Raw genomic sequence first — 25,759 nt, forward strand, 5'->3', positions numbered from 1 at the left:
GCAGGCCGCCCGCCGGTTCCGCTAACGGCCGGTGTCCTCCTTCTTCCACGGGCCGACGCCGAGTCTGCCTGTGGTGCCGAGGTCGAGCTCCGGTGTCACGATCACCGGGCGGGCACCCGGCTTGGCCCACACGCGCACGTACGGGGCGTCGACGGGGCTGAGGCCGTCTCCGGCTTCGGTCGTGTTGCGCCATGCGAGGACCGCATAGGCGCGCTCGCCGGGGGCGAGGGTGAGGGGCTGGGGCGTGCCGTCGGCGCCGGTGCCGGTGGCGATCTCGTCGCCGCGCACGATGCGCACGCCCGTCACGGGTTCGTGGTCGGCGTCCAGGATCTGGAGCGCGGGGCGGCCGTTCAGGCTGTACGGGCGTGTGCCGCAGTTCTCCAGGTGCAGGCTCACCGCGCGCAGTCCCATGGCGGCGTCGCCCTGGTCGGCGTCGACGCGCACCCCGGAGGCCGGGCAGGGCCCGCCCGACGAGGGGACCTCGTCCACGGGGACAGTCCTCACCTTCTCGATCGCCACGCCCGTCACGGCCGGGGCCTGCACCGGCAGTTCCCCGGTGTCGGCGGTGCTCTTCACCGTCTGCCCCGGCAAAACCACGGCAACGGTCTTGTCCACGGTGTCGACGGCGCCTCGGGACGCCGACAGGAAGCCGAGGGTGACCGTGTAGGTCATGGCCGTCCTGGCGTGGTTGGTGACCGTGAAGTCGGCGGAGAACCGGGCGGGCGCGCAGTCGTGGCCGGACGTCCAGCCGGACAGGCCGGTGATCCGCACACCGCCCTTGGCCGCCTGGGTGCCGGTGGGCAGCGGAAGCGGGGTCCAGGAGGGCTGCGGAGCGGTGCTCGCGGGTGACGGGCCGTCGGTCGGGGCGGCGCCGTACCGGGGCATGCCGGACGGGCACAACGGGTCGGCGCTGACGGCCCCGGGGCCGCCTCCGAGGTGGGTTCCGTCCCTACGCGAGCCGGGCTTCTCCGCACCGCAGCCGGTGAGGACCAGGACCGCCGCCGCGGCGGCGGTCACCGCGGCGCTCGTGGTACGGATCGCCCTGCTCATGACGCCTTGCCGATGATCGTCCGGGCGTTCCTGACGGCCCGCTCGTCCGCTGCGCGCATGTCGTCCAGCTCCTTCCTGCGCTTGCTGATGGCCGCCTTCTGAGCGCGGGATTCGATGGTGTTGAGGTGGCGGGCCTCGCCGGCGGCACCGTCATGACCGGCGAACTGGCATGCCGACAGGGCCAACAGGCCGGTGAGAGCAAGAGGGAGCACTTTACGCACCTGATCATCCGATCAGGCGTGGATCATGTGCGCTGTGATGGAGCCCGCAGTTCCGGCACATGGAGTTCACGTGCCGAGCACATCATCGCGGTCCCTGTGATCGTCGGCCCCGAGTCGCGCCCTAATGGAGGGAGCCCGGGAACACCCGGCCCCCGGCATCACCACGCTCGGCCCCGGCGTCATGGCTCGCCGGCCGGCTCCGGCTCGCTCCGGCCGCGGGACACCCCTCCCGGTCGTCACCGCCGAGGGCCACGGAGGCCGGGCGAGCCACGACGGACGTGTTGATCCAGAAGCAGACGGGACTGCTCGGGTGGGTGCCCCCGTCACAGCCCGGTCACGGCGCGGGCCTGACCTCCCCGCCCGACGGCCCGGGCGGGGAGCCGGGTGACTCGGGCCGTACCGGCTGCGAGCCGTACGGCCGGTACGTACTACGACAGTTGCGACTGGACCCGGGTGGAGATCAGTTCCAGGTGGTCCAGGTCGTGGAGGTCCAGGATCTGCAGGTAGATACGCCGGGAGCCGATCTCGGCGTACCGACCGATCTTGTCGACGACCTCGGCCGGGGTGCCCGCCAGGCCGTTGGCCTTCAGCTCGTCGACCTCGCGGCCGATCGCGGCGGCGCGGCGGGCCACCTCCTGGTCGTCCTTGCCGACGCAGACCACCACCGCGTTCGAGTACGTCAGATCGTCCGCGGCACGCCCGGCATCCTCGGCGGCGGCACGGACCCGGCCGAACTGGCGCTCGCTGTCCTCGATGGAGGCGAACGGGATGTTGAATTCGTCGGCGTACCGCGCGGCCAGCCGCGGGGTGCGCGTCGCGCCGTGGCCGCCGATGAGCACCGGCACCTTGGCCTGGGTGGGCTTGGGCAGGGCAGGCGAGTCGGTGAGGTGGTAGTACTCCCCGTGGAAACTGAAGGTCTTGCCGACCTCGGTCGCCCACAGCCCGGTGACGATCGCCAACTGCTCCTCGAGGCGGGCGAACTTCTCCTTCGGGAACGGAATGCCGTACGCCCTGTGCTCCTCCTCGAACCAGCCCGCGCCCAGGCCCAGTTCGACACGGCCGCCGGACATCTGGTCGACCTGGGCGACCTGGATGGCGAGGACACCGGGGAGACGGAAGGTGGCGGCGGTCATCAGCGTGCCCAGGCGGATGCGCCTGGTCTCGCGGGCGAGGCCGGCGAGGGTGATCCAGGCGTCGGTGGGGCCGGGCAGGCCGTCCACGGTGCCCATCTTCAGGTAGTGATCGGAACGGTAGAAGGCGTCGAAGCCCAGGTCTTCGGTGGCCTTGGCGACGGAGAGGAGGGTGTCGTAGGTAGCCCCCTGCTGGGGCTCGGTGAAGATGCGAAGATCCATGCCTCCATCCTGCACGCTCGAACACCGCTCAACCCCACCTGTCCCACCCACCCCTCCTGACTCCGGTCGGGTGAAAAATCCGTCAATCCGACGACCGGGTGAGCGGCACGGTGACCGGGTCCCTGGGTGATCGTTGCGGGTGCGGAGCCGGACCGCCCGGCACCTGTCGCCGGCGGCCCTGTTTTCGGGCGTCGCCGTGTCCGCGCCTCGGGGGGCACCCGGGCCGAGGAAGCCGTCATGTCGCAGGAAGCCGTGTCCCCGCACAGGGGCCGCAGCAGGAGGCCACCGTCAGCCTCGGAGAGCGACCGCACCTGAGTCTTCCCCGCCTGGGGCTCAGCCAGGAGCCCTGTGTCGTTCCCGTATCTCGCCGTCCCTCGTCGACAGTCTCCGCAGCATCTCCCTGACCCGGTCCCTCGACTCGTCCGCCGCGTCGATGGCCTCCATGCACTGCCAGTAGGTGCCCTCGTCGTCCGCGGCGCTCGCGACCGCGATGAGAGCCATGCCCAGTTCCATGAGGAGCGTGCCGAGGTCGAGGAGGGCTCTGCGCGCGTCACCCAGGTCCGTGAGCTGGGCGGCGCGCAGGTCCGCCACGTCGATGGAGGGTGTGTCCAGGACGCCGCAGCCCCTGCCCGCCAGCTCCGTCAACCCCAGCGCCTCGCCGCGCAGTTCGGGTGGTCCCGAGACCGCCAGCCGACTGCCTATCGCCTGTGCCAGGGCGTACGCCTGCCACGCCTCCGTCATGACCCTGGGCCCGTCCTCGCTCCCCACGAGGGCACGCCTGCTCGTCACGATGAGCCGCACCGCGTCCATGCGCTGCCCCCGCTCTGTCCTGACGTACTACCGCACGTCTGCCCGAACTCCGTTGTTCACTACCCACAGTGAAGGCAGTCCGGACGAAAAGCCAGAGGTAGTCCGAAATCTGTGGACAACCTAAGGGGAGAGGACAACTCCGACAACTCCGGAGAGTGACCATGGGGCTCCCGGTTCCGCGGCGGCACGCCGGCCCTCCCGCGGGGACGGGTTCGCCTCACTCGGCTCCCGGCGGCGGGAACCTCTCCTCGTTGCGGTCGATCTTCGCGTCCAGCGCCGCCAGCGCGTCGATGCCGAGCACCTGGCACAGCTGGAGCAGATAGGCGAGCACGTCCGCGACCTCGTCGGTCACCCGGTGGGCCGTGTCCGGGTCGTCCATCACCCGAGCCGACTCCTCGGGCGTCAACCACTGGAAGATCTCGACCAGTTCGGACGCCTCCACGCTGAGAGCGGCCACCAGATTCTTCGGTGTGTGGTACGGCTGCCAGGCGCGAGCCGCGGCGAACTCCGCGAGCCGCCGCTGCAGCCGCGCCACGTCAAGGTCCTCGCGCTGCCCGGGTTCCTCTGTCACGGCCTCAGGTCTACCACCGTCACGCCGTCCACCCCCGCCGCCCAGGACGCCTCGCTCATCGCGCCCACCAGCCTGATGTGGCCCCGCTCGCACATCCGGGCCGCCAGCTGGAGCAGTTCCCGCGCCTGCCGCCGGTCCATGCATCGGTCGAAGTCGTCCGCCAGCACCGTGAGCGTCTGCAGCGCCGCCGGCACCTCTCCCACCGCGTCGACTTCCAGGACGCCCGGCCCGGTGAGGAGGACAAGGGCAAGCGCCAGATACCGCAGCTCGCCGTCGCCCAGCAGCTTCAACGGCGTGCGCAGTCCCTCGCCCCGGTCGAGCAGCGCGCGGACCGTGCCGTCAGCCAGCGGCTCCGCCACCAGATCGACGACCCGTCCCGCGCACCCGGCCCCGGCCGCCGCGGCCAGCAGCGCGTGCCGCCGGCCGCACTCCGCGCGGGTGCGCAACAGCACCTCCGCGAGGTTGTCGCAGCCCGGCAGCAGCCGGCCCGCGCCCAGCGGAACCGGGGCCCGCATCCAACGGGGGCTCGGGTCGCAGGCGAAGACCGAACGCAGTGCCACCACCATCTGCTCGGCCCCGGCGAGCACCCTGCGCTGGCCGTCCGTCCTGCCGGACACGCGCAGCGGCAGCAGGGCGGTGCCGAGGCGGTCGTCGGGCAGCGGGCCCCGGGTCACTGGGGAGGAGCCCGCCGTGTGCCAGGCCGCCTGCACCGCTCGGCGGTGCGGGTCGCGCAGCGCCGTCTCCAGCAGGACGAGGCCGTCGGACGTCAACCGCTCGCCGACGATGCGCAGTTCGGGCTCGGCCTGGACGGCGATGTCGAGCCGCACAGGTCCCTCCGGGCCGTCGGCCGTGCAGCCGATGCGGAAGCCACGCCGCCGCTGGGCGTCGGGCCGCGCCCGCTCGGGCACGCAGACCACCGGGTCCGGGAACGCCTCCTCGAGCTCCGCTCCGCCCCCGAGCCGCGCCAGCGCCTCGTACGCCTGCAGCGCCCGCGACTTGCCCGAGCCGCTCGGCCCGGTGAAGAGGGTCAACGGCCCCAGCGTGAACCCGGCCCGCCGATGCCCGGCGAACGCGGACAGCCGCAGCTCGGTGACGCACGGCCGGTCGGAGCACGGGTCGGTGGCACCGGCTCGGTCCGGCGGGCACAACGCAGGTGACGCGGTCATACCCGGGACCGTAGGCCCGAGGCGTCGCGGCGAACCGTTTCACCCTCGCGCGCTTCCCACGATCGGGCGACCGGCCGACGGGCGCGGCGACGACCCGCGGTACCGGCCCGCCCGTCGGCCGGGCCTCAGACGCCGGGCACCCCCGCGCCCTCCATCAGGCCTCGCACCTCGGTCCCCGGCGGGGTCAGCAGGAAGACATTGCGGTCGACTCGGTGCATCCCGCTGGAGCGGCCGAAGACCACTCCCGTACTGAAGTCCAGTACCCGCTTGGCGACCTCGGTCTCCGCACCCGTGAGGTCGAGCAGGACGGGCACCCCCGCCATCAGCGTCTCCGCGACCTCGCGGGCGTCCGCGAACACGTTGACCCGCAGGACCACGAAGCGCCGTCGCGCCTCGGTCTCGGCCTCGGGTATCGAGCGGTGGTCGACGGCGGACGGCCAGGCGTCCCGGCCGCGCAACGGAACGACCTGAGCGAGCCCTTCCCACTGTTCGTCGGTGACATCGCGGCTGTTCACCGGTCCTCCCCGCGCTGGCTCGCACTCAATGTCTGCACCGGGCAATTCTTACGCATGATCACCCGTCCGGCCCAGCAGCGACACGGACCGCGACGCCCCCGGTGGTCACCTCGGCCGCACGGCCCCCCGCACGGAGGAGACGTCTGTCCGGCGGATACGCATGCCCCCGGTCGGCCCACCCCCTGCAGGCGGTTCTTACCGCTCTCACACCGGAGTCTTCACCTCCAGAGGCTCGGCATTCATCATGTCCCGTTACGTTCCGGTCGTGCAGTTGGCAGAAGTGAGGCCGTCGACAAGCGGCCGCCGGACACGCCCCCTCGTGGCGCAGGACGAGCCGGACCGGACCCCAGCGCAGTGGCATCGCATCCTGACGCTGCTCGCGGACATCAGTCTGTTCATCGGCACGCGCGGGGTGTGGTCCACCGCCGCCAGCCACCGGCTGGTGATCGCCGCGATCATCTCCGTCTGCTACGCCTCGATCCTGATCACCGGCGTTCTCACGCTGGTGGTGCGGAGCAGCCGCTCGCTGGCGCGCCTCGATCTGATCGTCCTGGTGACGGCGGTCACGCTCGCCTACTGCGCGGTATCCGTGGCACACGACTTCAGCGACGAGTCGATCCTCACCATGCAGGCCGCCCGGGAGCTGCTCCACGGTCACGCGGTGTACGGGCAGCCGTGGCCCTGGCTGTTCGAGCACCACGGCGGCGTCGCCTACACCCCGACGGTGACCGGCGGCTACGACTACACGTACGGCTATCCGCCGCTGACCATGCTGCTGACCGCGCCCCTGTTGTGGATCGGCCACAGCGCGCTGCCGGAGACCCTGGTCACCACGAGCGCGATCGTGGTGGGCGCGATCGTCATGTGGAAAATGCTGCCGACGCCGTGGCGCTCGGCGGCCACCCTGGTGTGCCTGGGCTTCGGCATGATCCCGACGTACGGCCGGCTCGGCTACCCGGCGGTCGTCGCCCTCGCCTTCCTCATCCCGGTGGTGGTGCGCTGGACGCGCATGGGTGCGGGTGGCCTGGCCGACTGGGCACGGGCGGCCTGTCTGGGCGCGGCCTGTGCCAGCCAGCAACTGCCGTGGTTCCTGACGCCGTTCCTGCTCGCCGGGGTCTTCGCTCTGCGGCGCGGCGAGCTGGGGACGCGCGGGGCCGCCCTGGCCGTGGCACGGATCGTCGGCATAGCCGCCGGCACCTGGTTGCTGATCAACGCGTACTTCGTCGTGAGCGAGCCGCGCACCTGGCTCTCGGGCATCGCGCTGCCGATCACCCAGGGTGCGGTGATCCATGGTCAGGGCCTGGTCGACATCTCGCTCTACTTCACCGACGGCAGCGACCGCCTGAGCTGGTACTCGCATGCCAGCATGCTGCTGGCGGCCGGTCTGCTGGCGGTGTTCGTGCTGTTCGTGCGGCGGCTGGGGCCGGCCGCGACCGTACTGCCCTGGTGCGCGTTCTTCCTGGCCACCCGCTCGCAGGACGGCTACTACCTGCTGATGACGCCGCTGTGGCTGGCGGCCGCCGTCACCGTGCCGCCCAGCGCCTTCACCACCGCCTGGCAGCCCCGGCTGCTGGAAGGACGGCGGGCGGCCCGCATGGTGGTGGCCGCGGCCCTGCTGGCCCCGGCCTTCGTGGCCGTGACCGTGGCGGCGACCGGCAGACCGCCGCTGCACCTGCAGGCTGCCGCCGCCTCCCGGACGTCCGGGGCGGTCAGGACCCTCACGGTCAGCGTGAGCAACACCGGCGACGCTGCTCTCCAACCCCACTTCATGGTGACCACCGGGCAGGGCATGAGCCGGTACTGGAAGGTGCTCGACGGACCCTCGTCCGTCGCCGGTCATGGGACGGCCACCTACCGGATCGAGGCGCCGGGGGGCCGCTTCGGCCTGCCCGACAAGAACACCCGCATCCGGCTGCGTGCCTTCTCCGCGTCACCGATGACGCTGTCGAGCCAGGACATTCATCTGCAACGCGAGCCGGCGCCCTCGAAGTGACCGTCCGTCACGTCACCTGTTTCAGCAGCTCCAGTACCACCGGGTCGATCAGCCGGTAGCGGACGACCCGTCCCTCCTTCTCACCCGCGACCATCTCCGCCGTCCGCAGCAGCCGCAACGCCTGCGAGACGGCCGGGTCGTTCATGCCGGTCGCCACCGCGAGGTCGGAGACCGCGAGCGGTCCGGCCCGGTGCAGGGCGAGCAGCAGAGCGAGCCGGCCGGGGTCGGCGAGCAGGGAGAAGCGGTCGGCCCAGGCACGTACGGCCTCGGGTGCGCCGATGGCCTCGATGGCCTCGCAGACCCGGTGGCCGTCGATGGTGCGCCTGCCGGCGCGGTCGGCGGGGACGAGATGCATGCGGGCATTCTCCCAGGCACCTCTGTGTGATCTTCGATACCTCCGGACACCTGCGCAACTGTGCAGTCTTGCAGGCGTTCCCCGCCCGCCCTAAGGTGGGCGGGCCGTGGTGTTCGGGAAGACCGGTGAAAGCCCCCAGGGGCTCAGGCCGGAGCGGCCCTCGCCACTGTGATCGGGGAGTTCCCGTCCCGTGCCACCCGTCCTCGGGTGGCGCCACTGGTCGAGTGTCGACCGGGAAGGTTGGGGCGGGCGCGGTGATCCGTCAGCCAGGAGACCGGCCACGGCATCTCACGAAGTGATCCACGAGGTGCTGGAGCGTGATCGTAATGACCCTGCCCGATCCTGCGTCCTTTCAGTGGCGGCGCGAGGACACCCTGCGGACCGCCGGACTGCTGGCGGTGATCGCGGCCCTGCACGTCGTGGCGTTCGGGGTACTGTTCCTGCTGGTGGTCCCGGAGCACTACGAAGTCGGTTCCAAGGCGTTCGGGATCGGACTCGGCGTCACCGCCTACACGCTGGGCATGCGGCACGCCTTCGACGCCGACCACATCGCCGCGATCGACAACACCACCCGCAAGCTGATGGCCGACGGCAAGCGGCCGGTGTCCGTGGGCTTCTGGTTCGCGCTCGGGCACTCCAGCGTGGTGGTCGTGCTCGCCGCGCTGATCGCCGGAGGCACCCAGCTCGCCGGACGCCTCATGAACGAGACCTCCGGCACGCACCAGGTGCTCGGGGTGATGGGGACGACGGTCTCGGGCTCCTTCCTCTACCTCATCGCCGCCCTCAACCTGGTCGCCCTCAGGGGCATCCTGCGAGTCTTCCGGGCCATGCGGGCGGGCACGTACGACGAGAAGGAACTCGAACAGCACCTGGATTCCCGGGGGTTCATGAACCGCGTCCTCGGCCGCTTCACCAGGTCCATCAGCCGCCCCGGGCAGATGTTCCCGCTCGGCTTCCTGTTCGGCCTGGGCTTCGACACCGCGACCGAGGTCACGCTGATGGTGATGGCCGGCAGCGGGGCGGCCGCCGGGCTGCCCTGGTACGCGATCCTGTGCCTGCCGTTGCTGTTCGCGGCCGGGATGAGCCTGTTCGACACGCTCGACGGCACGTTCATGAACTTCGCCTATCAGTGGGCCTTCTCGAACCCGGTGCGCAAGGTGTTCTACAACCTCACGATCACCGGTCTGTCGATCGCGGTGGCCTTCGTGATCGGCACCATCGAGCTCGTCGGCGTCCTGCACGACAAGCTGGACCTCGGGGACGCGGTGACGGGCTGGATCGCCGGACTCGACCTCGACAACGTGGGCTTCATCATCGTCGGTCTGTTCGTCGTCGTGTGGGCGGCCGCGCTCGCGTACTGGCGGCTGGCGAGGGTCGAGGAACGGTGGACTCCCCGCCCCGCGGACGGGAGTTGACGCCGACGGGGCGGGGCCCCGGTCACTCGGACGCCGACGTGCGGGTGCGGCCGCGGGCGATCGCGAAGCCGGCGGCGGCCAGGCCCAGGACACCGACGACCAGGCCGGCGATGCCGAGCTCCCGGGCGGTGGAGTCGCTGGTGGCGGCGGCCTTGGTCGTGGAACCGCTCGGCTTCTCCTGCGCCGTGCCGGTGGAGGAGGATGTCGCCGTCGAACCGTTGCCCTCGGCCGCGCCCTCGGCGGTCAGATGGAGGACCGGCGCCGGGTTCTCCGGTTCCTCCGCGCCGTTCTGGGTCTCCTCGATCCAGCGGACGACGTTCCCGTCCGAGTAGGTCTGCAGCGTCTTGAAGGTCAACCGGTCGGTGTTGTCCGGGAGCTGGCCGAAGGCGACGTCGAAGTCCTGGTACTGGCCGTGCCGGATGCGCCCGCCGGTCCAGGTGATCTCCGAGACGGCGTCGGTGATGTTGCCGTCGTCCGTCTTGACCGGTGTCTTGAGCTTGGTGGTGGTCACCTGCGCGGTCCAGCCGTCCTGCGGGCTGACCAGCACGCCCAGGATCGGGTGGTCGGTGGGCAGGAAGACCTGCACCTTGGTGGTCGCGGCGGTGTCCTCCTCGTTGGGGACCCGGAAGGTCAGCACGCCGTCCGTGGCGCCCTTGGCGTAGCTCTCGGGGTGCACGGTGACGTGCGCGAAGGCCGCGCCCGCCGCGGTGAGAACGCCGGCGGCGGTGAGAGCGGCGACGATGCCGGCGCGGCGCAGGGTGGTACGCATCGGGGACATGGGTGGGATGGCTCCGTACTCGTGCTCGGTGTCGGGGGGTCAGATCGCGTACGGGGATCCCCGGGGCGGGCCGCGCCGGGACAGGGCGTACCGGAGGAGCGCCTGCCGGAGGAGGTGCTGCCGGTGGGCGCAGGCGGGCAGCGGCCCGACGTACACGGGCAGCGGCGCCGTACGCCACCAGGCGGCGAGGCCCGGGACGAAGGCGGCGGCCTTGCGCAGCAGCGACCACAGGGCGGCCTCGCCGCACCGCAGGCACCAGGCGGCGACCAGGGCCGCGGCCAGGTGCGCGGCGACGGCATGAGGGCTCATCGCGTGCGGCTGGGCGGCCATGTGCATGCCCGCCATGTGCATCGGCGGTTCCGGCGGACCCGCGACGTCGAAGGCGAGGTGGAGTCCGCCCTGTACGACGAGCATCGCGACCGTGATGCCGGGGAGCGAGCGCTCCCGGCCGGCGAGCGCCGTACCGCCGGCGAACACGGGCAGGAACCCGGCCGCGTCCACCCACAGCGGTGGAACGGAGCCGGTGGCCAGCGTGTGTCCCCCGGCGGCGAGCAGCACACACACGACGGCGAACACCGCCGCGCGAACGCTCCGTACCGTCCAGGACACACCCATCGCGTGGGATCCTGCCATGCGGACCCGGCGGCCACCTCTATTTCCGCAGACACGGCGTGTGGGGGCCTGCGGGCCGCGGTCGGGCGGGGGCGGTGCGGGAGCCTATCGTGGCGCCCATGCAGTCCTACACAATCGGCCAGGCCGCCCGTCTGCTGGGAGTGAGCCCGGACACCGCGCGACGGTGGGCGGACGCGGGCCGGGTGGCGACCCGGCGCGACGAGAACGGGCGGCGCGTCATCGATGGCAAGGACCTGGCCGCGTTCTCGGTGGAGCTGGCACGCGGCGGCAGCGGTGATGAGGAAGCCCCGTCGTACACCTCGGTGCGCAACGCCTTCCCGGGCATCGTCACCGCCGTGAAGCTCGGTGACGTGGCCGCCCAGGTGGAGATCCAGGCGGGACCGCACCGCCTCGTCTCGCTGCTGACCCGGGAGGCCGTGGAGGAACTGGGCCTGGAGGTCGGGATGGAGGCCACCGCACGCGTGAAGTCGACGAACGTACATGTCGACCGGACCTGAGCCGGGGCACCCGCCGGGTCAGGTCCACGGGCGGTAACGGCCGTCCACCCGTATCGCGTTGATGCCGCTGACGTACCGCGCCCCGCAGCGGTCCTGCGGCAGCACGAGCTGGGGTCCGGAGCGGTCGAGCGGGGTGTCGTCGATGCCGACCGCCAGGAGCACGGGCGCACGGCCGAAGTCCGGGTCGATCTCGGCCCAGGACAGCAAGGCGTGGTGGCCGTCCGCACCCGTGACGGCGATCAGGAAGCGCAGACGGTCCTTGCGCCGGGCGGGCTCGAACACAGGACCGGCGGCCGACAGCACATCGTGCAGCAGCGGGCCCTTGAACCGGTGGTGCTGTACGCCGCTGGTGGCGCACTCGAAACTGACCCGCACCCGGTGCTGAGGCCAGCCCAGCAGGTCGGGCACGGTCAGCCGCGTCGGACGGGCGAGGTCCCCGGTCAGCGTGAGCTCCGCCGGCACGGCGGCGTCGGCGACCGGTTGCGTCAGGGACTGGCCCACAGGTCACCACCTCCCGGATGACGGTACCCGGGCGGTACCCCCGGGCAAACGCACATGCGACTCTCACTGATCAAAGAGCCAGCTCATGCGATGACACAGGAGGCTTCCGGCTGGCATCTGCGTCAGTATGATCGGCGTATCGGAGGGGTCCGGGAGATCCCTCCCTGCCGAACAGAGGGAGTGGACCCGTGATGACCCGTTCCGCGCGCCGGACCCGCCGGACGCTGCAGGTGACCGGCGCGGGGGCCGCCGCGCTGCTGGCCCTGAGCGCCTGCTCCTCCTCGTCCGACTCGAGTTCCTCCCCCAAGTCGGACTCCTCGGCGTCCTCGGCGTCCTCGGCGCCGAAAGTGTCCGGCACCGTCACCGTCTTCGCCGCCGCCTCCCTCAAGGAGAGCTTCACGACCCTGGGCAAGAAGTTCGAGAAGGAGCACCCGGGCACGAAGGTGTCCTTCAACTTCGGCGGCAGCGACACCCTCGCCGCGAGCATCACCAGCGGCGCCCCGGCCGATGTCTTCGCCGCCGCCAGCCCCAAGACCATGGCCGTCGTCACGGACAAGAACGACGCGGCCGGCACCCCCGCCACCTTCGTGCGCAATCAGCTGGAGATCGCCACTCTGCCCGGCAACCCGGACAAGGTCTCCTCTCTGAAGGACCTCACCAAGTCCGGACTCAAGGTCGTGCTCTGCGACAAGACGGTGCCGTGCGGGGCCGCCGCGCAGAAGGCGCTGGACGCAAGCAACCTGAAGCTCACGCCGGTGTCGTACGAGCAGGACGTCAAGAGCGCCCTGACGAAAGTGGAGCTGAAGGAGGCCGACGCCGCGGTCGTCTACAAGACCGATGTGAAGGCGGCGGATGACAAGGTGGAGGGCGTGGAGTTCCCCGAGTCGGCCAAGGCCGTCAACGAATACCCGATCGTCCTGCTCAAGAACGCGCCGAACGCCGAGGGGGCCGAGGCGTTCATCGCGCTGGTCCGGTCCGACGAGGGCCGCAAGGTCCTGACCGACGCCGGGTTCCTCCAGCCATGACCCGGATCGACATGTCCGACGCCGCTGCCGACACCCTGGCGGGCGGGCCGCTGCACGGGCGTGTCCGCCGCCCCGGGGTGCCTCTGCCGCTGCTGCTGCCCGCGCTGGCCGGCCTGACGTTCCTGCTGCTACCGCTGGTCGCCCTGCTCGTTCGGGCCCCGTGGCGCAGCCTGCCGCACCAGCTCACCAGTACGGAGGTGTGGCAGGCGCTGCAACTGTCCCTGGTGAGCGCGACCGCCGCCACCGCGGTGAGCCTGGTGCTGGGCGTACCGCTGGCCTGGCTGCTGGCCCGGACGGACTTTCCGGGACGCGGCCTGGTACGGGCCCTGGTGACGCTGCCGCTGGTGCTGCCGCCGGTGGTGGGCGGTGTGGCGCTGCTGCTGGCGCTCGGACGCAACGGGGTCGTGGGGCGGTGGCTGGACGCCTGGTTCGGGATCACCCTGCCGTTCACCACCGCCGGGGTGGTGGTGGCCGAGGCGTTCGTGGCGATGCCGTTCCTCGTCATCAGCGTCGAGGGCACGCTCAGGGCCGCCGATCCGCGCTACGAGGAGGCCGCCACGACGCTCGGCGCCTCCCGCTTCACCGCGTTCCGCAGGGTCACGCTGCCGCTGATCGCACCGGGCATCGCGGCCGGCGCCGTGCTGGCGTGGGCGAGAGCGCTCGGCGAGTTCGGGGCCACGATCACCTTCGCGGGCAACTTCCCCGGCCGTACGCAGACGATGCCGCTGGCTGTCTATCTGGCCCTGCAGAACGACCCGGCGGCGGCGATCGCCCTGAGCCTGGTGCTGCTGGCCGTCTCGATCGCGGTCCTGGCGGGGCTGCGGGAGCGTTGGATGAGGGCGTCATGACCCACACCGACCAGATCAGTACCGACAGCGCCCCCGCCGACATGGGTGGCGAGGGGCTCGATGCGCGGGTCGTCGTCGAGCGCGGCTCCTTCCGCCTCGACGTGGCACTGACCGTCGCGCCCGGCGAGGTCGTCGCGCTGCTCGGGCCCAACGGCGCCGGGAAGACCACCGCCCTGCGCGCACTGGCCGGGCTGGTCCCCCTCTCCGGCGGGCATCTGCGGCTCGACGGCGCCCCGTTGGACCGAACGCCGCCCGAGTCGCGTCCCGTGGGCGTCGTCTTCCAGGACTATCTGCTCTTCCCGCATCTGAGCGCACTGGACAACGTGGCCTTCGGCCCGCGCTGCCGGGGCGCGTCCAAGGCCGAGGCGCGGGCGGTCGCGTCCGCGTGGCTGGAGCGCATGGGACTCGCCGACCACGCCCGCGCCAAACCGCGCCGGCTCTCCGGCGGCCAGGCCCAGCGTGTGGCGCTCGCCCGCGCGCTCGTCACGCGGCCCCGGTTGCTGCTCCTGGACGAGCCGCTCGCCGCGCTCGACGCCCGTACCCGGCTCGAGGTGCGGGCCGGACTACGGCGCCACCTCGCCGAGTTCGAGGCGGTGGCGGTGCTCGTCACCCACGATCCGCTGGACGCGATGGTGCTCGCCGACCGGCTGGTGGTCGTGGAGCACGGCCGGGTGGTCCAGGAGGGCACCCCGTCGGGCATCGCCCGCCGTCCGCGCACGGACTACATCGCCCGGCTCGTGGGGCTCAACCTGTACCGGGGGGTGGCGGAGGCGCACACCGTGCAGCTCGACGCCGGCCCCGCGATCACGACCACTGAGGACCTGTCCGGAACCGTCTTCGTGGCGTTCCCGCCGAGTGCCGTCACACTTCATCGGGACCGGCCCAGCGGCTCCAGCGCGCGCAACCTGTGGCGGTGCGAGGTCGCCGGTCTGGAGACGCACGGCGACCAGATCCGCGCCGACCTCATGGGTGAGCTGTCCCTGGCCGCGGACCTGACCACCGTCGCCGCGGCCGAGCTCGGCCTCCATCCGGGCGCCCCGGTCTGGGCGGCCGTCAAGGCGGCGCAGACACACGCGTATCCGGCCTGACACGCCGCGCGGGTACGGCCCGTGAATCCGGCCGCCGTGGGCTCAGCATAGGGACAGAAAAGGACATACCCTACGTCCCGCGAGGCGCGCCCATGAATCTGAGCATCCGCAACCAGATCCCCGGCACCGTGACGATCGTCCTCCCGGGCGAGGTCATGGCGGTCGTCAAGGTCAGATTGACGGGGGGTCAGGATGTCACCGCCGCGGTCACCGCGGAGGCCGTCGACGAGTTGAACCTCGCGCCGGGCGCCTCCGTGCACGCCCTGATCAAGTCCACGGAGGTCGCGCTCGCCACCGCGGCGGTCGAGGGCGTTTCCATCCGGAACCAGTTGCCGGGCACCGTCGACCGAGTCACCACGGGCGGGGTCATGGCATCGGTCAGGATCACGATCGTGGGCGGTGCGCTGACCGCCGTGATCACGAGGGTCGCCTTGGAGGACCTCGGCCTGGCACCCGGCTCATCGGTCGTCGCCCTGATCAAGTCGACGGAGGTCTCCCTCGCCACGGCCTGACCGCTCGCCGCGGCGGGCCGCTGCCGGATAAGGCAGCGTTCACCCGAAGCAGTGATCACGGGAACGTTCGTCACCCGGTTATCGTCTACAGTGCAGCAGACGGTCTACACGATTGTAGTCAGCCGCCGGGTGACGCCACGTCGCGCCCGGTCTCCCGCATGGAAGGGCTCGCGACGATGGCCACACCCTTGTCACTGGGATCACAGCTCGCGGTGAACGTGCTGGACGCCCAGTCCCTGCTCGCGGCCTTCGGGGTGCTGGGCGTGGGCGTCGTGATGTTCGCCGAGACGGGCCTGCTCATCGGTTTCTTCCTGCCCGGCGACTCCCTGCTGTTCACGGCGGGCCTGCTGTGCACCGGCTCCGGCCGGCACGGTGTGCAGCTGTCACTGCCACTGCTGCTGGTCGCCGCGGCCGTCGGCGCGCTCGCCGGGTCCCAGTGCGGGTATCTGCTCGGGCGCAAGGCCGGCGGCGCGCTGCTCGCCCGCAGCCGCTCGGCCCGGTTGAAAGAAGGCGCACAGCGCGCCGAGGAGCTCCTCGACCGGTACGGACACGCGAAGGCGATCGTCCTGGCCCGCTTCGTCCCCGTGGTGCGCACCGTGCTCAACCCGATGGCCGGCGCGCTGCGGGTGCCCGTGCGGACCTTCACGCTCTGGCAGGTTCTCGGCGGCCTCGTGTGGAGCCTCGGCCTCACCCTCGCCGGGTACGCCCTCGGCTCCTCGGTGCCGAACGTCGACAAGTACCTGCTCCCGATGATCGCGGTGATCGTCGCGGTCTCGCTGGTCCCGCTCGCCCTCGAAGTCCTGCGCTCGCGCCGGGCCGCGAAGGACGGTGTCGGCGGATGATGCACGCCTTCGACGGTTCGTGCATGGACGGCTTGGCCTAGCCAGACGGGCGTGGTGGGCCTGGCACACCGCGCCTCCTCCCGGCTGGACTCCTTGATCTACGGCTTGTCCGCGTACTTGTCCGCGTACGGGCTCGGGCTGTTCGCCGTGCTCAGGCCCTGAGCTGGTGGAGCGCGCCACAGCGGCTTCGACACCGCGTCGGTCGCCCTGGCCGGACGGCCGAGCGACGAACGCCGGCGGTGCCCTGGTTTCCCTCGTGAGCACCCCCGGCCGCTGCTGCTCCTCACGGTCCCGGCCGTGGCAACGGTCGTGTGCGCGTGCGCCCGCCTGTCCGGCATCGTCCTGCTGACCGCTCCTCCCCCCGCCGTACGGTCACCAGGAACGTGAAGGTGGTGGGCGCGCCGACCGTGCGGTCAGAGCGCCTTGCGCCGTACGAGCACGCCGAGCACCACGAGACCGGGGACCAGCGGCAACCACACCGTCAGCAGCCGGTAGCCGAGGACCACGGAAGCCGCCGCGCTGCCGGGGGCACCGGCGAGCGCGAGCGCGAGGGCGAGCGCGGCGTCCAGGGAGCCGAGGCCGCCGGGGGTGGGCAGCAGGACGGCCGCACTGCTCGCCGCGAGGTAGGCAAGCGCCACCTGCCCGGGTGGCAGCGGCAGGGCGAGGGACCGGGTGACCGCGATCACCACCAGCGAGTGCATCGAGGCGAAGGCCAGCGACCCGCCCCACAGGGCGGCCGCCCGGCCGGGGAGCCGATGTACGGCCCGCACCTCCGCCAGCACCGCCCGCACGGCACGCCGCAGCGGTCCGCACAGCAGCATCGCAAGCGCCCCTGCCGCGAGGAGCGCGACTGCCACCGTGACCGCGGAGACGCGCGGGAGGCGCAGGAGCCCGGGACCGGCGAGCGCGAGAAGGGCGATCAGCGCGCCGCGCGACACGGCGCCTGCGGTGGCCTTCACCGCGAGCGCGGTCGCCGAGCGGGTCACGGGCAGCCCGCAGCGGGTCAGGAAGCGCAGGTTGACGGCGCCCGCGCCGACTCCCGCGGGCAGAACGTGGTTGGCGGCGGAGGCGGCGAACTGCGCGGCCACCAGGCGCCCGCCCGGCAGCGGCTCGGTCACGGCACCCTGCTGGGCGAGCGCCGAGCACGCCCAGGTCGACACGGTGGCCGTCGCTCCCAGCAGCAGCCAGCCCGGGTCGGCGTCGGCGAGGCGGGCGACGCCCGCCTCGATGACCGGCCAGTGGTGCCTGGCGAGTAAAGCGGCGCAGACGAGGACGACGAGGCTGACGGCCGCGTGCCAGGGGGCGCGCCCGCGCAGTCTCGCCGCCCGGGCCGCCCGGGCCGCCCAGGTCGCCCGGGCCGCCGGTGCAGCGGGGGCGGCCGGTGAAGCGTGTGCGGCCGGGGCCACCTCGGTGGTCGTGGTCGAAGGGGTCATCCGCGTCCGTCCTCGGCCGCCTTGGGGGCGACGTAGATGCGTACACCGTCGAAGGAGTGGGGAATCCAGCCGCGTGCGTACGACGGCGGACGTCCCGCGGCGGTGTCCAGGTACGCGACGGGCATGCGCCGGGCGGTGCGCGCGATGCCGTCGGGGGTGCTGTTCTCGTTGCTGCCGCTCGTCGCCGCCGAGGAGCAGCCGGTGTAGAAGGCGATCGGGACGGCCTCGTTGCCGGTGAGCAGACAGGGCGGCCGGAGGCCGAGGCGGTGCAACTCGGCGGCGGTGCGGGACCAGGCGCGGCGGTCGGCGGTGGTGCGGTCCACCGTGCGGTGCAGCACCGCGTACTGCACGGCCAGATGCCCGGCGAGCCCGATCGCCACGAGTGCCGTGGTGACCGGCCGCCACCGGCCGTCCGGCGCGGTGACGAGGTGGAGGAGGGCGTCGGCGACGGGGATCGCGAGCAGGGCGTAGGCGGGCAGCAGGAAGCGGGGGGCGGCGTACCCGATCAGGAAGAGGTACGGGAAGGCCGCCGTCGCCGCGCAGGCCAGCGGCACCAGGGTGCGGCCCGGGAGCGCCGGGCGCCGGGCCCGGAACGCGATGACCACCGCGAGCACGGCGAGCAGAGGCAGCACGAACCACCAGGCGGTCACCGCCGGGCTCGGCATGGGGCCGGTGCACGGACGGCACAGGGTGCGCCCGCCGAGGCTGCGCACCTGGTCGCCGACGGCAATGTTCCAGCCCAGGCCGCCCTGTATCCGGGAGCCCTCGGAGAGGCGTTGCAGGAGCCCCCCGTAGGTGCGGTAGGCATCCACGATCCACTCGGCCGCTCCGACCGCCAGCCCGCCCACCAGTGCGAGCAGCAGCGGCAGGCGCCGCCATCGGGGCAGGAACATCACCAGGAACAGGAGCGGGGCGGCGGTCCAGACGGCGTCGGTGGGCCGCATCCATGCCATCAGCGCGACGCTCACCGCGACGCCCCACAGGGCCGGCCGGTCGGCGCTGTCCGCGTGGGCACGCAGGAACCAGCCGGTGCCGGCCAGCGCGCCGATCGCGACCCAGTAGTTGGGCATGGCCTGCGGACCGTAGAAGAGGGTCACCCACAGGCTCGCGAACAGTGCGCCTCCGAGGGCGAGGACGCGGACCGGGAAGAGGCCCCGCCAGGCGCTCAGGGCGAAGAACAGGGCGGCGCCGGACAGCACCGCGAGATAGGCCCTGAGCAGTGCGGTGGAGGAGGACCACGAAGTGACCGGGGCGACCAGCAGCGATATGCCCCTGGCGCGCGGCGCGCTGAAGTACGCCGCGGGGGCGTGGGCGCTGACCTGGCTGACGTACACCGTCTCGTCCCAGCCGAGCCCCATGCCGGGCCGTACGAGGAGGAGCTGGGCCAGCGTGAAGACGCCCGCCACAAGGGCTATCAGGCCCTGGCCGCGGTCGCGCCACGACATGCCGGCCACCGACGGCCCGGCGAGCCGGCGGACCCCTGCGAGCGCGGTGTTCGAGCTGTTGGCCATACCCATCCCTCACCCCCTACGGACTGTAGGGGCATCACACCCTACAAGCTGTAGGGGCCGACGGCGGAAATCAGGAAAGAAACAGGTAAAACACGGACAAGCTAACGCGGGCGACCCGGGGATGCAGCGCGAGACGGGCGCTCACCCGGCCGCCTCGCCACCCCGTTACGCCGGTCGAGTGGACCGGGCCCGCTCCGACCCGCGGACGGCCGCTCCGCCGTCGGCACCACGGCTCCCCTACGCGCTGTAAGGTTGCGGGCATGGCTGGCACAGGCCCCCAGGGCAGGGCGGAACGACGCAGCGCCGGTGAACTGGAGAGCGAGGTGCTCGCCACGCTGTGGGCCACCGACCAGGCGCTCACGCCGGCCGAGATCCAGACCGAGATCGGCGGCGGGCTCGCCTACAACACCGTGCACACCATCCTCAAACGCCTGTACGACAAAGGGCTCGTCCTGCGCGACGTGGACGGGCGGCGCGGCGCGTACCGGCCCGCGAAGAACGCGGCCGAACTGACCGCCGACACCATGCACGAGGCGCTCGACCGCGGCCCCGACCCGGTCGCCACGCTCCAGCAGTTCGTCTCCGGCCTCAGCCCCGAGGAGGAGCAGGCCCTGCGCGACCTCCTCGACGGGCGGCCACTCCCCGGCGGACCCGGCGCATGAAGATCGACGTCTATCTTCCGATCCTGCTCTCACTGCTGCTGAGCGCCCTCAGCCCCCTGGTCGGCAGGCGGGTGGCGCCCGCGCTCGCGGCCCGGGTGCTGACCGCGTCCGCCGTGTTCACCGCGGCCGCCACCACCTGGTCGCTGTTCCTGCTCGCGGTCACCCTGGTCAACCAGGCGCCGCCGGTCGTGGCGGACGCCCGCGACGACGGACGCCGGCTGCCCGACCCGGTCCCGGAGGCGATAGCCGTCGCCGCGACCCTGGCCCTCGTCCTGGTCGCCGTGCGCGTGTACCGGGCCGCCCGCGCCGAGCGGGTCACGCGTCGGGCGCTGCGGACCCTGGGCGCCGGTCATCCGCCGGACACGGAACTCGTCGTCGCCGCGTCGCCCGTGCCGCAGGCGTTCGCCATCCCGGGCGGCGGCGGAGCACCGGGCCGGATCCTGGTCACCTCGGCGATGCTGAGCGCCTTGGAACCGGTGGAGCGCCGGGTGCTGCTGGCCCACGAGCGCGCCCATCTCACGCACCGGCACGCGTCCCTGGCGACCGCCGTGGCGCTCGCCGCCGCGGCCTGCCCGCTGCTCGGACCCGTCCGGGTCACCGTCACCTTCCTCGTGGAGCGCTGGGCGGACGAGCAGGCGGCCGACACGGTCGGCGACCGTTCCACGACGGCCCGGGCCCTGGCGCGCGCGGCGCTCAGCGCGCGGCGCCGCCCACCGGCCTGCGCGCTCAACTTCACGGAGCACGCGGTCACCCGCCGTATCGCCGCCCTGCAGGCCGGCCCGCCTCCGCACCTGTGGCCGCTCGCGGCGACGACGCTCGCGCTCGGTGCACTGCCGGGCGTGGGGGCGGCGGACGCGACGGGGGATCTGCTGCAGTTGCTGGAGCATGTGCTGGTGTGAGCGGGCGCCGGCGCGGTCGTACGTGTCCTTCGTGACGATCGCGCCCTCCTCACCACCCGGACCATGCCCCGCACGCGGACGGTCCGGGCCGACCGCAACGACTCGGCGACGCCGGCCGCGCGGGCCGGGCGCACGAGAGGCGTAGATTCGGTGATCCACTCGAACGGAGGAGGCACATGAGCGACGTCATCGGGTTCGCCGGCTCGTTCAAGGACCTTCCCACGACCACCCTCGCCGACCTGCTCGGCCGCGATCAGATCATGGACATCGGCATCCGCCCGCTGTGGCCCTCGACCCCGCGCGTGGCGGGACCGGCGTTCACGGTCCGCTGCCGGCCCGGCGACAACCTCATGCTGCACGCGGCGATCCACCGCGCCCCGCCCGGCTCGGTCATCGTCGTCGAGTCGGGAGACGCAGCAGGTCCAGAAAGTCGTGCCGGTCCACCAGGAATCCGTCGCCTTCAAGGCGCCTGGCGAGGGCATCGCCCGCCCCGTCGTGCCCCGCACCCACACTCGCCGAGATGATGGCGATCCGCCGGCCGGCCGACTCGTCCTGGCTGAGGCGCTGAAGCGGTGACAGCATGCTCGCCCTCGCCGAATTGTCGGAACCGGACACAGTCGATCAGTCTCCTCATTGGCCGGCGCGCCTGGCAGTGGCCATCCTGCTGGAGGCCGTGGTCATCCGCTGCGGGCGAGGGCCGGCGCGTCTGTGGTGCGTTCTGCGGCCAGCCACTGTGCGGCGCTGTCGCGGCGGGCTGCGGTTGCGGCGGTCACCTGGGCGTCCTTGATGCGGGTGCCGGTGGGCAGGGCGAGGGAGGCAAGGAGGCTGTCGGCGGTGCGGTCACCGAGCGCGACGAGCGGGCGCAGGCAGTGGACCCGCACGGTCAGCTCCGGAGCGGACCATTCGTGTACGACCGGTGCGCCGGCCGTGGCGTCGTCGTACTGCTGTGCGGTGAAGGACCCGCCGTCGCCCTTGAGGCCCAGATGCTCGGCGAGGGAGGCCAAGGCGGCGTCGCGCAGCCGCAGCGACTGCCACAGCAGCCGTGCCTCAAGCACGGGAGCGCCGGCCTGGCGCGCCACGCCGTCGAGGGCGTCCAGCGCGTAGGCCGTCGCCAGCCGGCGCTGAGTGCACCGCTCCGCGTCGATCGTCTCCTTGTCCCCCTTGGGGATGTTCGCGGGCGTACCCCGGTCGATCAGCGAGAGGTCCGGGGCGCGGCGTACCTCGGGCGTAAGGGCACCCTCCGCCCACGCGGTGAGCTGCGAGAGCTGGTGTGCCATGAAGCCGGTGCCCACGTCGTGCCGGCCCATCGCGGTGCGGTGCAGGACGCCGGCCCGGGCGTCGTCGCGCAGCCAAGACGCAGGGTCGGTCAGGATCGCGTCGGCGTGCGGGAAGGGCTCGCCCAAGCGCAGCCCGGCGAGCATCGCTGCGGGGCCGCCCGCGCGCCACCGGTCGGCAAAGCCGCCCTTCTCGCCCAGATCCTTGTCCCAGTAGCGCTCCAGATGGGCGATGGCGAACCGCTTGCTGCGCGGCGTGCCCGGCAGGAACGGCCTGTGCGGACGCAACAGTACGGTGGTGCTCGCACCCCACGGGAGGTGCAATCGGCCCGTCTTGGCGCTGGTACGAGTGGCCCAGCGGCGCACCGACCAGCGGAGGTTGAAGCGCGGCAACGGGTCGAACGGCACGCTGGCGGGGTTCTCGCGTCACGCCGCGGCCGGCTCCCGTCGGGTCCGGCGAGGCGGTCGTCGGCCTATTCGAACTGCGTCAGAAGCCGGCCCGCATGAGCATCAGGGCGACCTCGCCCGCGTTCCCCGACAGCGGGCTGACCGCCAGCGTGGTGATCCCGGCGGGGAAGTCGCCGAGTTCCCCCTCGTGCGACCGGCGCCAGGTGACGTTCATGGCGGAGAAGGGGTAGACGGCGCCCCTGCGGCGTCCCGTCGTGCCGCGCGAGTACACCACGAGCGCGATGTCCTGCTCAACCGGTGGTCGCCCCCGCCCTGACCAAGCCCCAGCGAGACCTGCTCGCGAAGCTGGAGATCCCCTCCCCCAAGCAGGTCATCACGCTTCAGCCCGCACCTCGTTGAGCAGCAAGAACACCACCGCCCAGAGAAACGTCCTCCAGGCGGACACACGTATGTCCGCCCTGGTCAGACTCCAGATTCGCCACTCCAGGCCGCCCAATTACGTCGAACCCGGGTCGAAGGCCGGGCGCCGGAGTCGGCCGAGCTCGTCCGCAGCCACCTCGGCGAGGACCTTCCTCGGCCACCCGGTCGGGACTGCCGTGATCGCTCGGCTGTGTCACGTCTGGGTGGAGGGCGCCGGGGCGCCTGGGGACTCGGTTTGGAGCTGGGCCACCGACTCCAGGATCTCGGTGCGCCCCGCGTAGACGCCCGCGGTGCGGGGATAGTGGACGATCACGTCGGTAAAGCCCAGCTCGCACGCCCTGCCCCGCATGTCGTCGAAGCGTGCTTCGCTGGTCAGCGAATAGCCCGGGCAGGAGTCGAGGGAGAGGTGCCGCTGGAATCGGCGGGCGGCTGGAGCTCGTCCATCTGCGCAGCCAGGTTCTCGACCCCTGACCACCAGTCCCGCTCGTCGCCCGCGCCCGCGGGGCCGATCGTGACCCATCCGTCCCCGAACCGGCGGGCGAGCCGCAGGGTGCGTGGCCCGCTGCCCGCGACGATCAGCGGAACCCGGGGCTTGCGCACGCAGCCCGGCGCGGTGCGGGCGTCCTTGGCCGTGAAGTAGGTGCCTGCGTAATCGACATGATCCTGCGTCAGGAGACGGTCGAGCAGCTCGACGAACTCGGCCATGCGGTCGACGCGTTCACGTGGCGGCAGCACCGGGCGGCCCAGCATGGTGGCGTCGACGTCGGTGGCTCCCGCCCCCACGCCGCACAGGAACCGACCGCCGGATATGTCGTCCAGTGCCATCACCTCGCGCGACCAGGGCACCGGATGACGGAAGTTGGGCGATGTGACGAAAGTGCCGAGACCGATGCGGGACGTGCAGGTCGCAGCCGCCGCCAGGGTTGCCGCCGTGCCCAGCCACGGTCCGCCCGCCAGCGTCCGCCATGCCATGTGATCGTAGGTCCAGGCGTGGTCGAAGCCGAGCTCCTCGACCGCACGCCACCTCGATCGGGCCTCCGGCCACGTGTGTTCGGGGAGGATGACTACGCCGATGCGCACCGGTCACGTCCTTCGCCATGGTGAGTGCTGTGGTGGTGATCACACGTTCAGATACGCCAGTACGGCCAGCACCCGGCGGTGGTCGTCCGGTGCCTGTGGCAGGTCCAGTTTGGTGAAGATGGCGGCGATGCGCTTGGAGACGGTGGCCTCCGTGACCACGAGCCGACGGGCGATGGCAGCGTTGGAGCGGCCCTCCGCGATGAGGCCCAGAACCTCCCGCTCCTTGGGACTGAGCCGCTGCAACGGGTCGTGATGGCGGCTCAGCAGCTGGCGCACCACCTCGGGGTCCACCACCGTGCCGCCCCGGGCCACGGTGTCCAGCGCCGAGACGAACTCCTCGACCTCACCGATGCGGTCCTTGAGCATGTACCCCATTCCGGCGCCCTGCCGGTCGGAGGCGAGGAGCTCGGAGGCGTAGCCCTGCGAGACGTACTGGCTGAGCACCAGCACCGCCAGACCGGGATGGTCGGCGCGCAGCCGGCGGGCAGCGCGCAGTCCGTCGTCGGTGTTGTCGGGGGGCATGCGTACGTCGACGATGACGGCGTCCGGTTTGTGTTCGGCCACCGCGGCGATCAGCGTCGGGGCGTCGCCGACCGAGGCGAGCACGGTGTGTCCGAAGCGTTCCAGGAGCCCGACCAGCCCCTCGCGCAGCAGGACGGAATCCTCCGCGATGACCAGCCTCAGTGGTTGCACGGAATCTCCACTCGCAGGACGGTCGGCCCACCGACCGGTGAATGGAGGAACATTCTGCCGTTGAGAACCGCGAGACGGTCCGTGATGCCGACGAGTCCGGTGCCTGCCTCCGCGTCGGCACCGCCGACCCCGTCGTCCCGGATCTCCACCACCAGCTTGCCGTCCCCGAGCCGGCCGCGGACCCAGACGCGGGTCGCCTTGCTGTGTTTGGCGACGTTGGCGAGGGCCTCGCACACCACGAAGTAGGCAGTGCTCTCCACCTGCGCGAAGAGCCGCTCGGGCAGGGCAATGTCGACCTCCACCGGGACCACCGAGCGGCCGGCGACGTCCTGGACCGCCGGTTCCAGACCGCGGTCGGTGAGCACCTGGGGATGGATGTTGTGGATCAGCTCGCGCAGTTCCGTCAGGGCCTGCTTGGCCTGGTTCCGTGCCTCCCGCACCTGCCCGGCGGCGAGCGAGTCCGGGGGCAGATCCAGCTCGGCCAGGCCGAGCTTCATGGACAGGGTGACGAGCCGCTGCTGCGCACCGTCGTGGAGGTCGCGTTCGATACGGCGGCGCTCCACCTCGAAGGCGTCCACGAGACGGGCGCGGGACTCCATGACCTGGGTCAGTTCGCTGTCGTGAGGATCCAGTACGGCGACGGCCATCGCGGCCCGCACGCCCGCCCAGGCCGCGATCGGATACGCCGCGATGGGAAGCAGCACCACGCCGGTGAGCGCTCCGGCCCAGCCGACGGCCGAACTGGCGGTCGGCTGGAAGGGGGCGGTCATCAGGAACAGCGGAATCCCCAGGGACACCAAGGCGATGCCAATGTCCGTCCACCACAGCACCAGCAGCGCGACGAGTCCGTAGCCGAGTTCGCGCAGACCGCCCGCGGCGCGCAGGCGTTCCTTGAGCCTGCTCCACAGCGGAAGGTCCCGCTGCTCGTCGGCGTCGGCCGGCGGCACGGTCATCACGAGCCGCAGGCGCCAGAGTTCGTAGCGCGACACGCCCCCCGCCACGACGGCCGCGGCTGCCAGCAGTACCACGACGGCGAGCGGCCCCAGGACGTCCCACAGGCCATACAGCAGCGCCCCCAGCCCCGCGACACAGGCTCCCATGGCGACGCTGGACAGCAGATAGCCGAGCGACCGCCACGGCCAGGACGAGGTGAGGAAGCTCAACGGGCGTTGCGCGAGGGCTTCCAGCGTATTGCGCGCGATCACGC

29 protein-coding genes, 1 pseudogene and 1 riboswitch are annotated in these 25,759 nt (G+C 72.1%); of the genes and pseudogenes, 11 read left to right on the forward strand and 19 right to left on the reverse strand.

Translation table 11 applies throughout. The features are described 5' to 3' along the window. Positions 1–21: 21 nt before the first annotated feature. The 7 genes from ACZ3TS_RS12370 to ACZ3TS_RS12400 all read right to left on the reverse strand — a co-directional run bounded on the left by ACZ3TS_RS12370 (position 22) and on the right by ACZ3TS_RS12400 (position 5,685). The gene (locus ACZ3TS_RS12370) at positions 22–1,050 is read right to left on the reverse strand and encodes a DUF4232 domain-containing protein (protein WP_467616577.1); all 1,029 of its coding nucleotides are present in this window, start codon (positions 1,048–1,050) and stop codon (positions 22–24) included. After that, the gene (locus tag ACZ3TS_RS12375; protein WP_467616578.1) at positions 1,047–1,262 is read right to left on the reverse strand and encodes a hypothetical protein; all 216 of its coding nucleotides are present in this window, start codon (positions 1,260–1,262) and stop codon (positions 1,047–1,049) included. The genes ACZ3TS_RS12370 and ACZ3TS_RS12375 overlap by 4 nt, the downstream gene beginning before the upstream one ends. Positions 1,263–1,699: 437 nt before the next feature. After that, the gene (locus tag ACZ3TS_RS12380) at positions 1,700–2,623 is read right to left on the reverse strand and encodes an LLM class F420-dependent oxidoreductase (protein WP_467616580.1); all 924 of its coding nucleotides are present in this window, start codon (positions 2,621–2,623) and stop codon (positions 1,700–1,702) included. A 333-nt stretch (positions 2,624–2,956) separates the two neighbouring features. Beyond that, positions 2,957–3,433 (reverse strand): DUF6099 family protein, encoded by a 477-nt coding sequence (locus ACZ3TS_RS12385; RefSeq protein WP_467616582.1) that lies wholly within the window; start codon positions 3,431–3,433, stop codon positions 2,957–2,959. 217 nt (positions 3,434–3,650) lie between these two features. Then, positions 3,651–4,004 (reverse strand): nucleotide pyrophosphohydrolase, encoded by a 354-nt coding sequence (locus tag ACZ3TS_RS12390; RefSeq protein WP_467616584.1) that lies wholly within the window; start codon positions 4,002–4,004, stop codon positions 3,651–3,653. Then, on the reverse strand, positions 4,001–5,170 hold the full coding sequence (locus tag ACZ3TS_RS12395; protein WP_467616586.1) for an AAA family ATPase: 1,170 nt from the start codon (positions 5,168–5,170) through the stop codon (positions 4,001–4,003). Before ACZ3TS_RS12395 ends, ACZ3TS_RS12390 begins: the two co-directional genes overlap by 4 nt. A 125-nt stretch (positions 5,171–5,295) precedes the next feature. Continuing rightward, the gene (locus ACZ3TS_RS12400) at positions 5,296–5,685 is read right to left on the reverse strand and encodes a cell division protein SepF (protein WP_467616588.1); all 390 of its coding nucleotides are present in this window, start codon (positions 5,683–5,685) and stop codon (positions 5,296–5,298) included. Between the two features lie 319 nt (positions 5,686–6,004). On the opposite strand from ACZ3TS_RS12400, the gene ACZ3TS_RS12405 reads away from it, so the two are divergent. Next, the gene (locus ACZ3TS_RS12405) at positions 6,005–7,678 is read left to right on the forward strand and encodes a hypothetical protein (RefSeq protein WP_467616590.1); all 1,674 of its coding nucleotides are present in this window, start codon (positions 6,005–6,007) and stop codon (positions 7,676–7,678) included. 7 nt (positions 7,679–7,685) lie between these two features. Here the strand turns inward: ACZ3TS_RS12405 and ACZ3TS_RS12410 are convergent, their stop codons facing one another. Next, positions 7,686–8,033 carry an ArsR/SmtB family transcription factor gene (locus ACZ3TS_RS12410; RefSeq protein WP_467616592.1) on the reverse strand — a complete coding sequence of 116 codons (348 nt, stop codon included), beginning with the start codon at positions 8,031–8,033 and terminating at the stop codon, positions 7,686–7,688. 90 nt (positions 8,034–8,123) lie between these two features. Then, positions 8,124–8,330, forward strand: a riboswitch (cobalamin riboswitch). A 29-nt stretch (positions 8,331–8,359) separates the two neighbouring features. Between ACZ3TS_RS12410 and nicT the strand changes: the two genes are divergently transcribed. Next, the gene (gene nicT, locus ACZ3TS_RS12415; protein WP_467616935.1) at positions 8,360–9,448 is read left to right on the forward strand and encodes a Nickel transporter NicT; all 1,089 of its coding nucleotides are present in this window, start codon (positions 8,360–8,362) and stop codon (positions 9,446–9,448) included. A gap of 22 nt (positions 9,449–9,470) precedes the next feature. On the opposite strand, the gene ACZ3TS_RS12420 is transcribed toward nicT, so the two are convergent. Both ACZ3TS_RS12420 and ACZ3TS_RS12425 read right to left on the reverse strand, forming a co-directional pair. Further along, positions 9,471–10,226, reverse strand: coding sequence for a YcnI family copper-binding membrane protein (locus ACZ3TS_RS12420; RefSeq protein ID WP_467616593.1), 756 nt, complete (start codon positions 10,224–10,226; stop codon positions 9,471–9,473). Positions 10,227–10,265: 39 nt separating this feature from the next. Further along, positions 10,266–10,859, reverse strand: coding sequence for a hypothetical protein (locus tag ACZ3TS_RS12425; RefSeq protein ID WP_467616595.1), 594 nt, complete (start codon positions 10,857–10,859; stop codon positions 10,266–10,268). Positions 10,860–10,957: 98 nt separating this feature from the next. Between ACZ3TS_RS12425 and ACZ3TS_RS12430 the strand changes: the two genes are divergently transcribed. Next, complete coding sequence (locus tag ACZ3TS_RS12430; RefSeq protein WP_467616596.1) at positions 10,958–11,356, forward strand: TOBE domain-containing protein; 399 nt, start codon at positions 10,958–10,960, stop codon at positions 11,354–11,356. Between the two features lie 18 nt (positions 11,357–11,374). Here ACZ3TS_RS12430 and ACZ3TS_RS12435 read toward each other — a convergent pair whose 3' ends face one another. Next, positions 11,375–11,857 (reverse strand): molybdopterin-dependent oxidoreductase, encoded by a 483-nt coding sequence (locus ACZ3TS_RS12435; RefSeq protein ID WP_467616599.1) that lies wholly within the window; start codon positions 11,855–11,857, stop codon positions 11,375–11,377. Positions 11,858–12,048: 191 nt separating this feature from the next. Here ACZ3TS_RS12435 and modA point away from each other — a divergent pair, with 191 nt between their 5' ends. The 5 genes from modA to ACZ3TS_RS12460 all read left to right on the forward strand — a co-directional run bounded on the left by modA (position 12,049) and on the right by ACZ3TS_RS12460 (position 16,172). Next, the gene (gene modA, locus ACZ3TS_RS12440) at positions 12,049–12,882 is read left to right on the forward strand and encodes a molybdate ABC transporter substrate-binding protein (protein ID WP_467616601.1); all 834 of its coding nucleotides are present in this window, start codon (positions 12,049–12,051) and stop codon (positions 12,880–12,882) included. Further along, on the forward strand, positions 12,879–13,730 hold the full coding sequence (gene modB / locus ACZ3TS_RS12445; RefSeq protein ID WP_467616604.1) for a molybdate ABC transporter permease subunit: 852 nt from the start codon (positions 12,879–12,881) through the stop codon (positions 13,728–13,730). Before modA ends, modB begins: the two co-directional genes overlap by 4 nt. After that, positions 13,727–14,818, forward strand: a complete 1,092-nt coding sequence (locus ACZ3TS_RS12450; RefSeq protein ID WP_467616606.1) for an ABC transporter ATP-binding protein — start codon at positions 13,727–13,729, stop codon at positions 14,816–14,818. Before modB ends, ACZ3TS_RS12450 begins: the two co-directional genes overlap by 4 nt. A gap of 92 nt (positions 14,819–14,910) precedes the next feature. Further along, positions 14,911–15,330 carry a TOBE domain-containing protein gene (locus ACZ3TS_RS12455; RefSeq protein WP_467616608.1) on the forward strand — a complete coding sequence of 140 codons (420 nt, stop codon included), beginning with the start codon at positions 14,911–14,913 and terminating at the stop codon, positions 15,328–15,330. Positions 15,331–15,506: 176 nt separating this feature from the next. Then, entirely contained in the window at positions 15,507–16,172 is a 666-nt protein-coding gene (locus ACZ3TS_RS12460) for a DedA family protein (protein WP_467616611.1), read from the forward strand. 413 nt (positions 16,173–16,585) lie between these two features. On the opposite strand, the gene ACZ3TS_RS12465 is transcribed toward ACZ3TS_RS12460, so the two are convergent. After that, the gene (locus tag ACZ3TS_RS12465; protein ID WP_467616613.1) at positions 16,586–17,605 is read right to left on the reverse strand and encodes a lysylphosphatidylglycerol synthase domain-containing protein; all 1,020 of its coding nucleotides are present in this window, start codon (positions 17,603–17,605) and stop codon (positions 16,586–16,588) included. Further along, positions 17,602–19,116, reverse strand: a complete 1,515-nt coding sequence (locus ACZ3TS_RS12470) for a hypothetical protein (protein WP_467616615.1) — start codon at positions 19,114–19,116, stop codon at positions 17,602–17,604. Before ACZ3TS_RS12470 ends, ACZ3TS_RS12465 begins: the two co-directional genes overlap by 4 nt. 260 nt (positions 19,117–19,376) lie before the next feature. Here ACZ3TS_RS12470 and ACZ3TS_RS12475 point away from each other — a divergent pair, with 260 nt between their 5' ends. From ACZ3TS_RS12475 to ACZ3TS_RS12485, 3 genes and pseudogenes are all read left to right on the forward strand, one after another. Next, positions 19,377–19,778, forward strand: a complete 402-nt coding sequence (locus ACZ3TS_RS12475; protein WP_467616618.1) for a BlaI/MecI/CopY family transcriptional regulator — start codon at positions 19,377–19,379, stop codon at positions 19,776–19,778. After that, complete coding sequence (locus ACZ3TS_RS12480; protein ID WP_467616620.1) at positions 19,775–20,677, forward strand: M48 family metalloprotease; 903 nt, start codon at positions 19,775–19,777, stop codon at positions 20,675–20,677. The genes ACZ3TS_RS12475 and ACZ3TS_RS12480 overlap by 4 nt, the downstream gene beginning before the upstream one ends. A gap of 176 nt (positions 20,678–20,853) precedes the next feature. Beyond that, positions 20,854–21,090: pseudogene (locus tag ACZ3TS_RS12485) on the forward strand (RraA family protein); the annotation flags it as partial. A gap of 264 nt (positions 21,091–21,354) precedes the next feature. Here the strand turns inward: ACZ3TS_RS12485 and ACZ3TS_RS12490 are convergent. From ACZ3TS_RS12490 to ACZ3TS_RS12515, 6 genes are all read right to left on the reverse strand, one after another. Further along, positions 21,355–22,359, reverse strand: a complete 1,005-nt coding sequence (locus ACZ3TS_RS12490; RefSeq protein WP_467616622.1) for a pPIWI_RE module domain-containing protein — start codon at positions 22,357–22,359, stop codon at positions 21,355–21,357. 79 nt (positions 22,360–22,438) lie between these two features. Continuing rightward, positions 22,439–22,633, reverse strand: a complete 195-nt coding sequence (locus ACZ3TS_RS12495) for a hypothetical protein (protein WP_467616624.1) — start codon at positions 22,631–22,633, stop codon at positions 22,439–22,441. Between the two features lie 339 nt (positions 22,634–22,972). Continuing rightward, positions 22,973–23,128 (reverse strand): hypothetical protein, encoded by a 156-nt coding sequence (locus ACZ3TS_RS12500; RefSeq protein ID WP_467616625.1) that lies wholly within the window; start codon positions 23,126–23,128, stop codon positions 22,973–22,975. 23 nt (positions 23,129–23,151) lie between these two features. After that, a complete protein-coding gene (locus ACZ3TS_RS12505; RefSeq protein WP_467616627.1) occupies positions 23,152–23,859 on the reverse strand; it encodes an LLM class flavin-dependent oxidoreductase in 708 nt (235 codons plus the stop codon). A 39-nt stretch (positions 23,860–23,898) separates the two neighbouring features. Next, entirely contained in the window at positions 23,899–24,552 is a 654-nt protein-coding gene (locus ACZ3TS_RS12510) for a response regulator transcription factor (RefSeq protein ID WP_467616628.1), read from the reverse strand. Then, positions 24,540–25,757: a sensor histidine kinase gene (locus tag ACZ3TS_RS12515; protein WP_467616631.1), complete on the reverse strand. Its 1,218-nt coding sequence runs from the start codon at positions 25,755–25,757 to the stop codon at positions 24,540–24,542. Before ACZ3TS_RS12515 ends, ACZ3TS_RS12510 begins: the two co-directional genes overlap by 13 nt. Positions 25,758–25,759 lie beyond the last annotated feature (2 nt).

It is taken from the genome of Streptomyces sp. NPDC022910 (assembly GCF_055561075.1).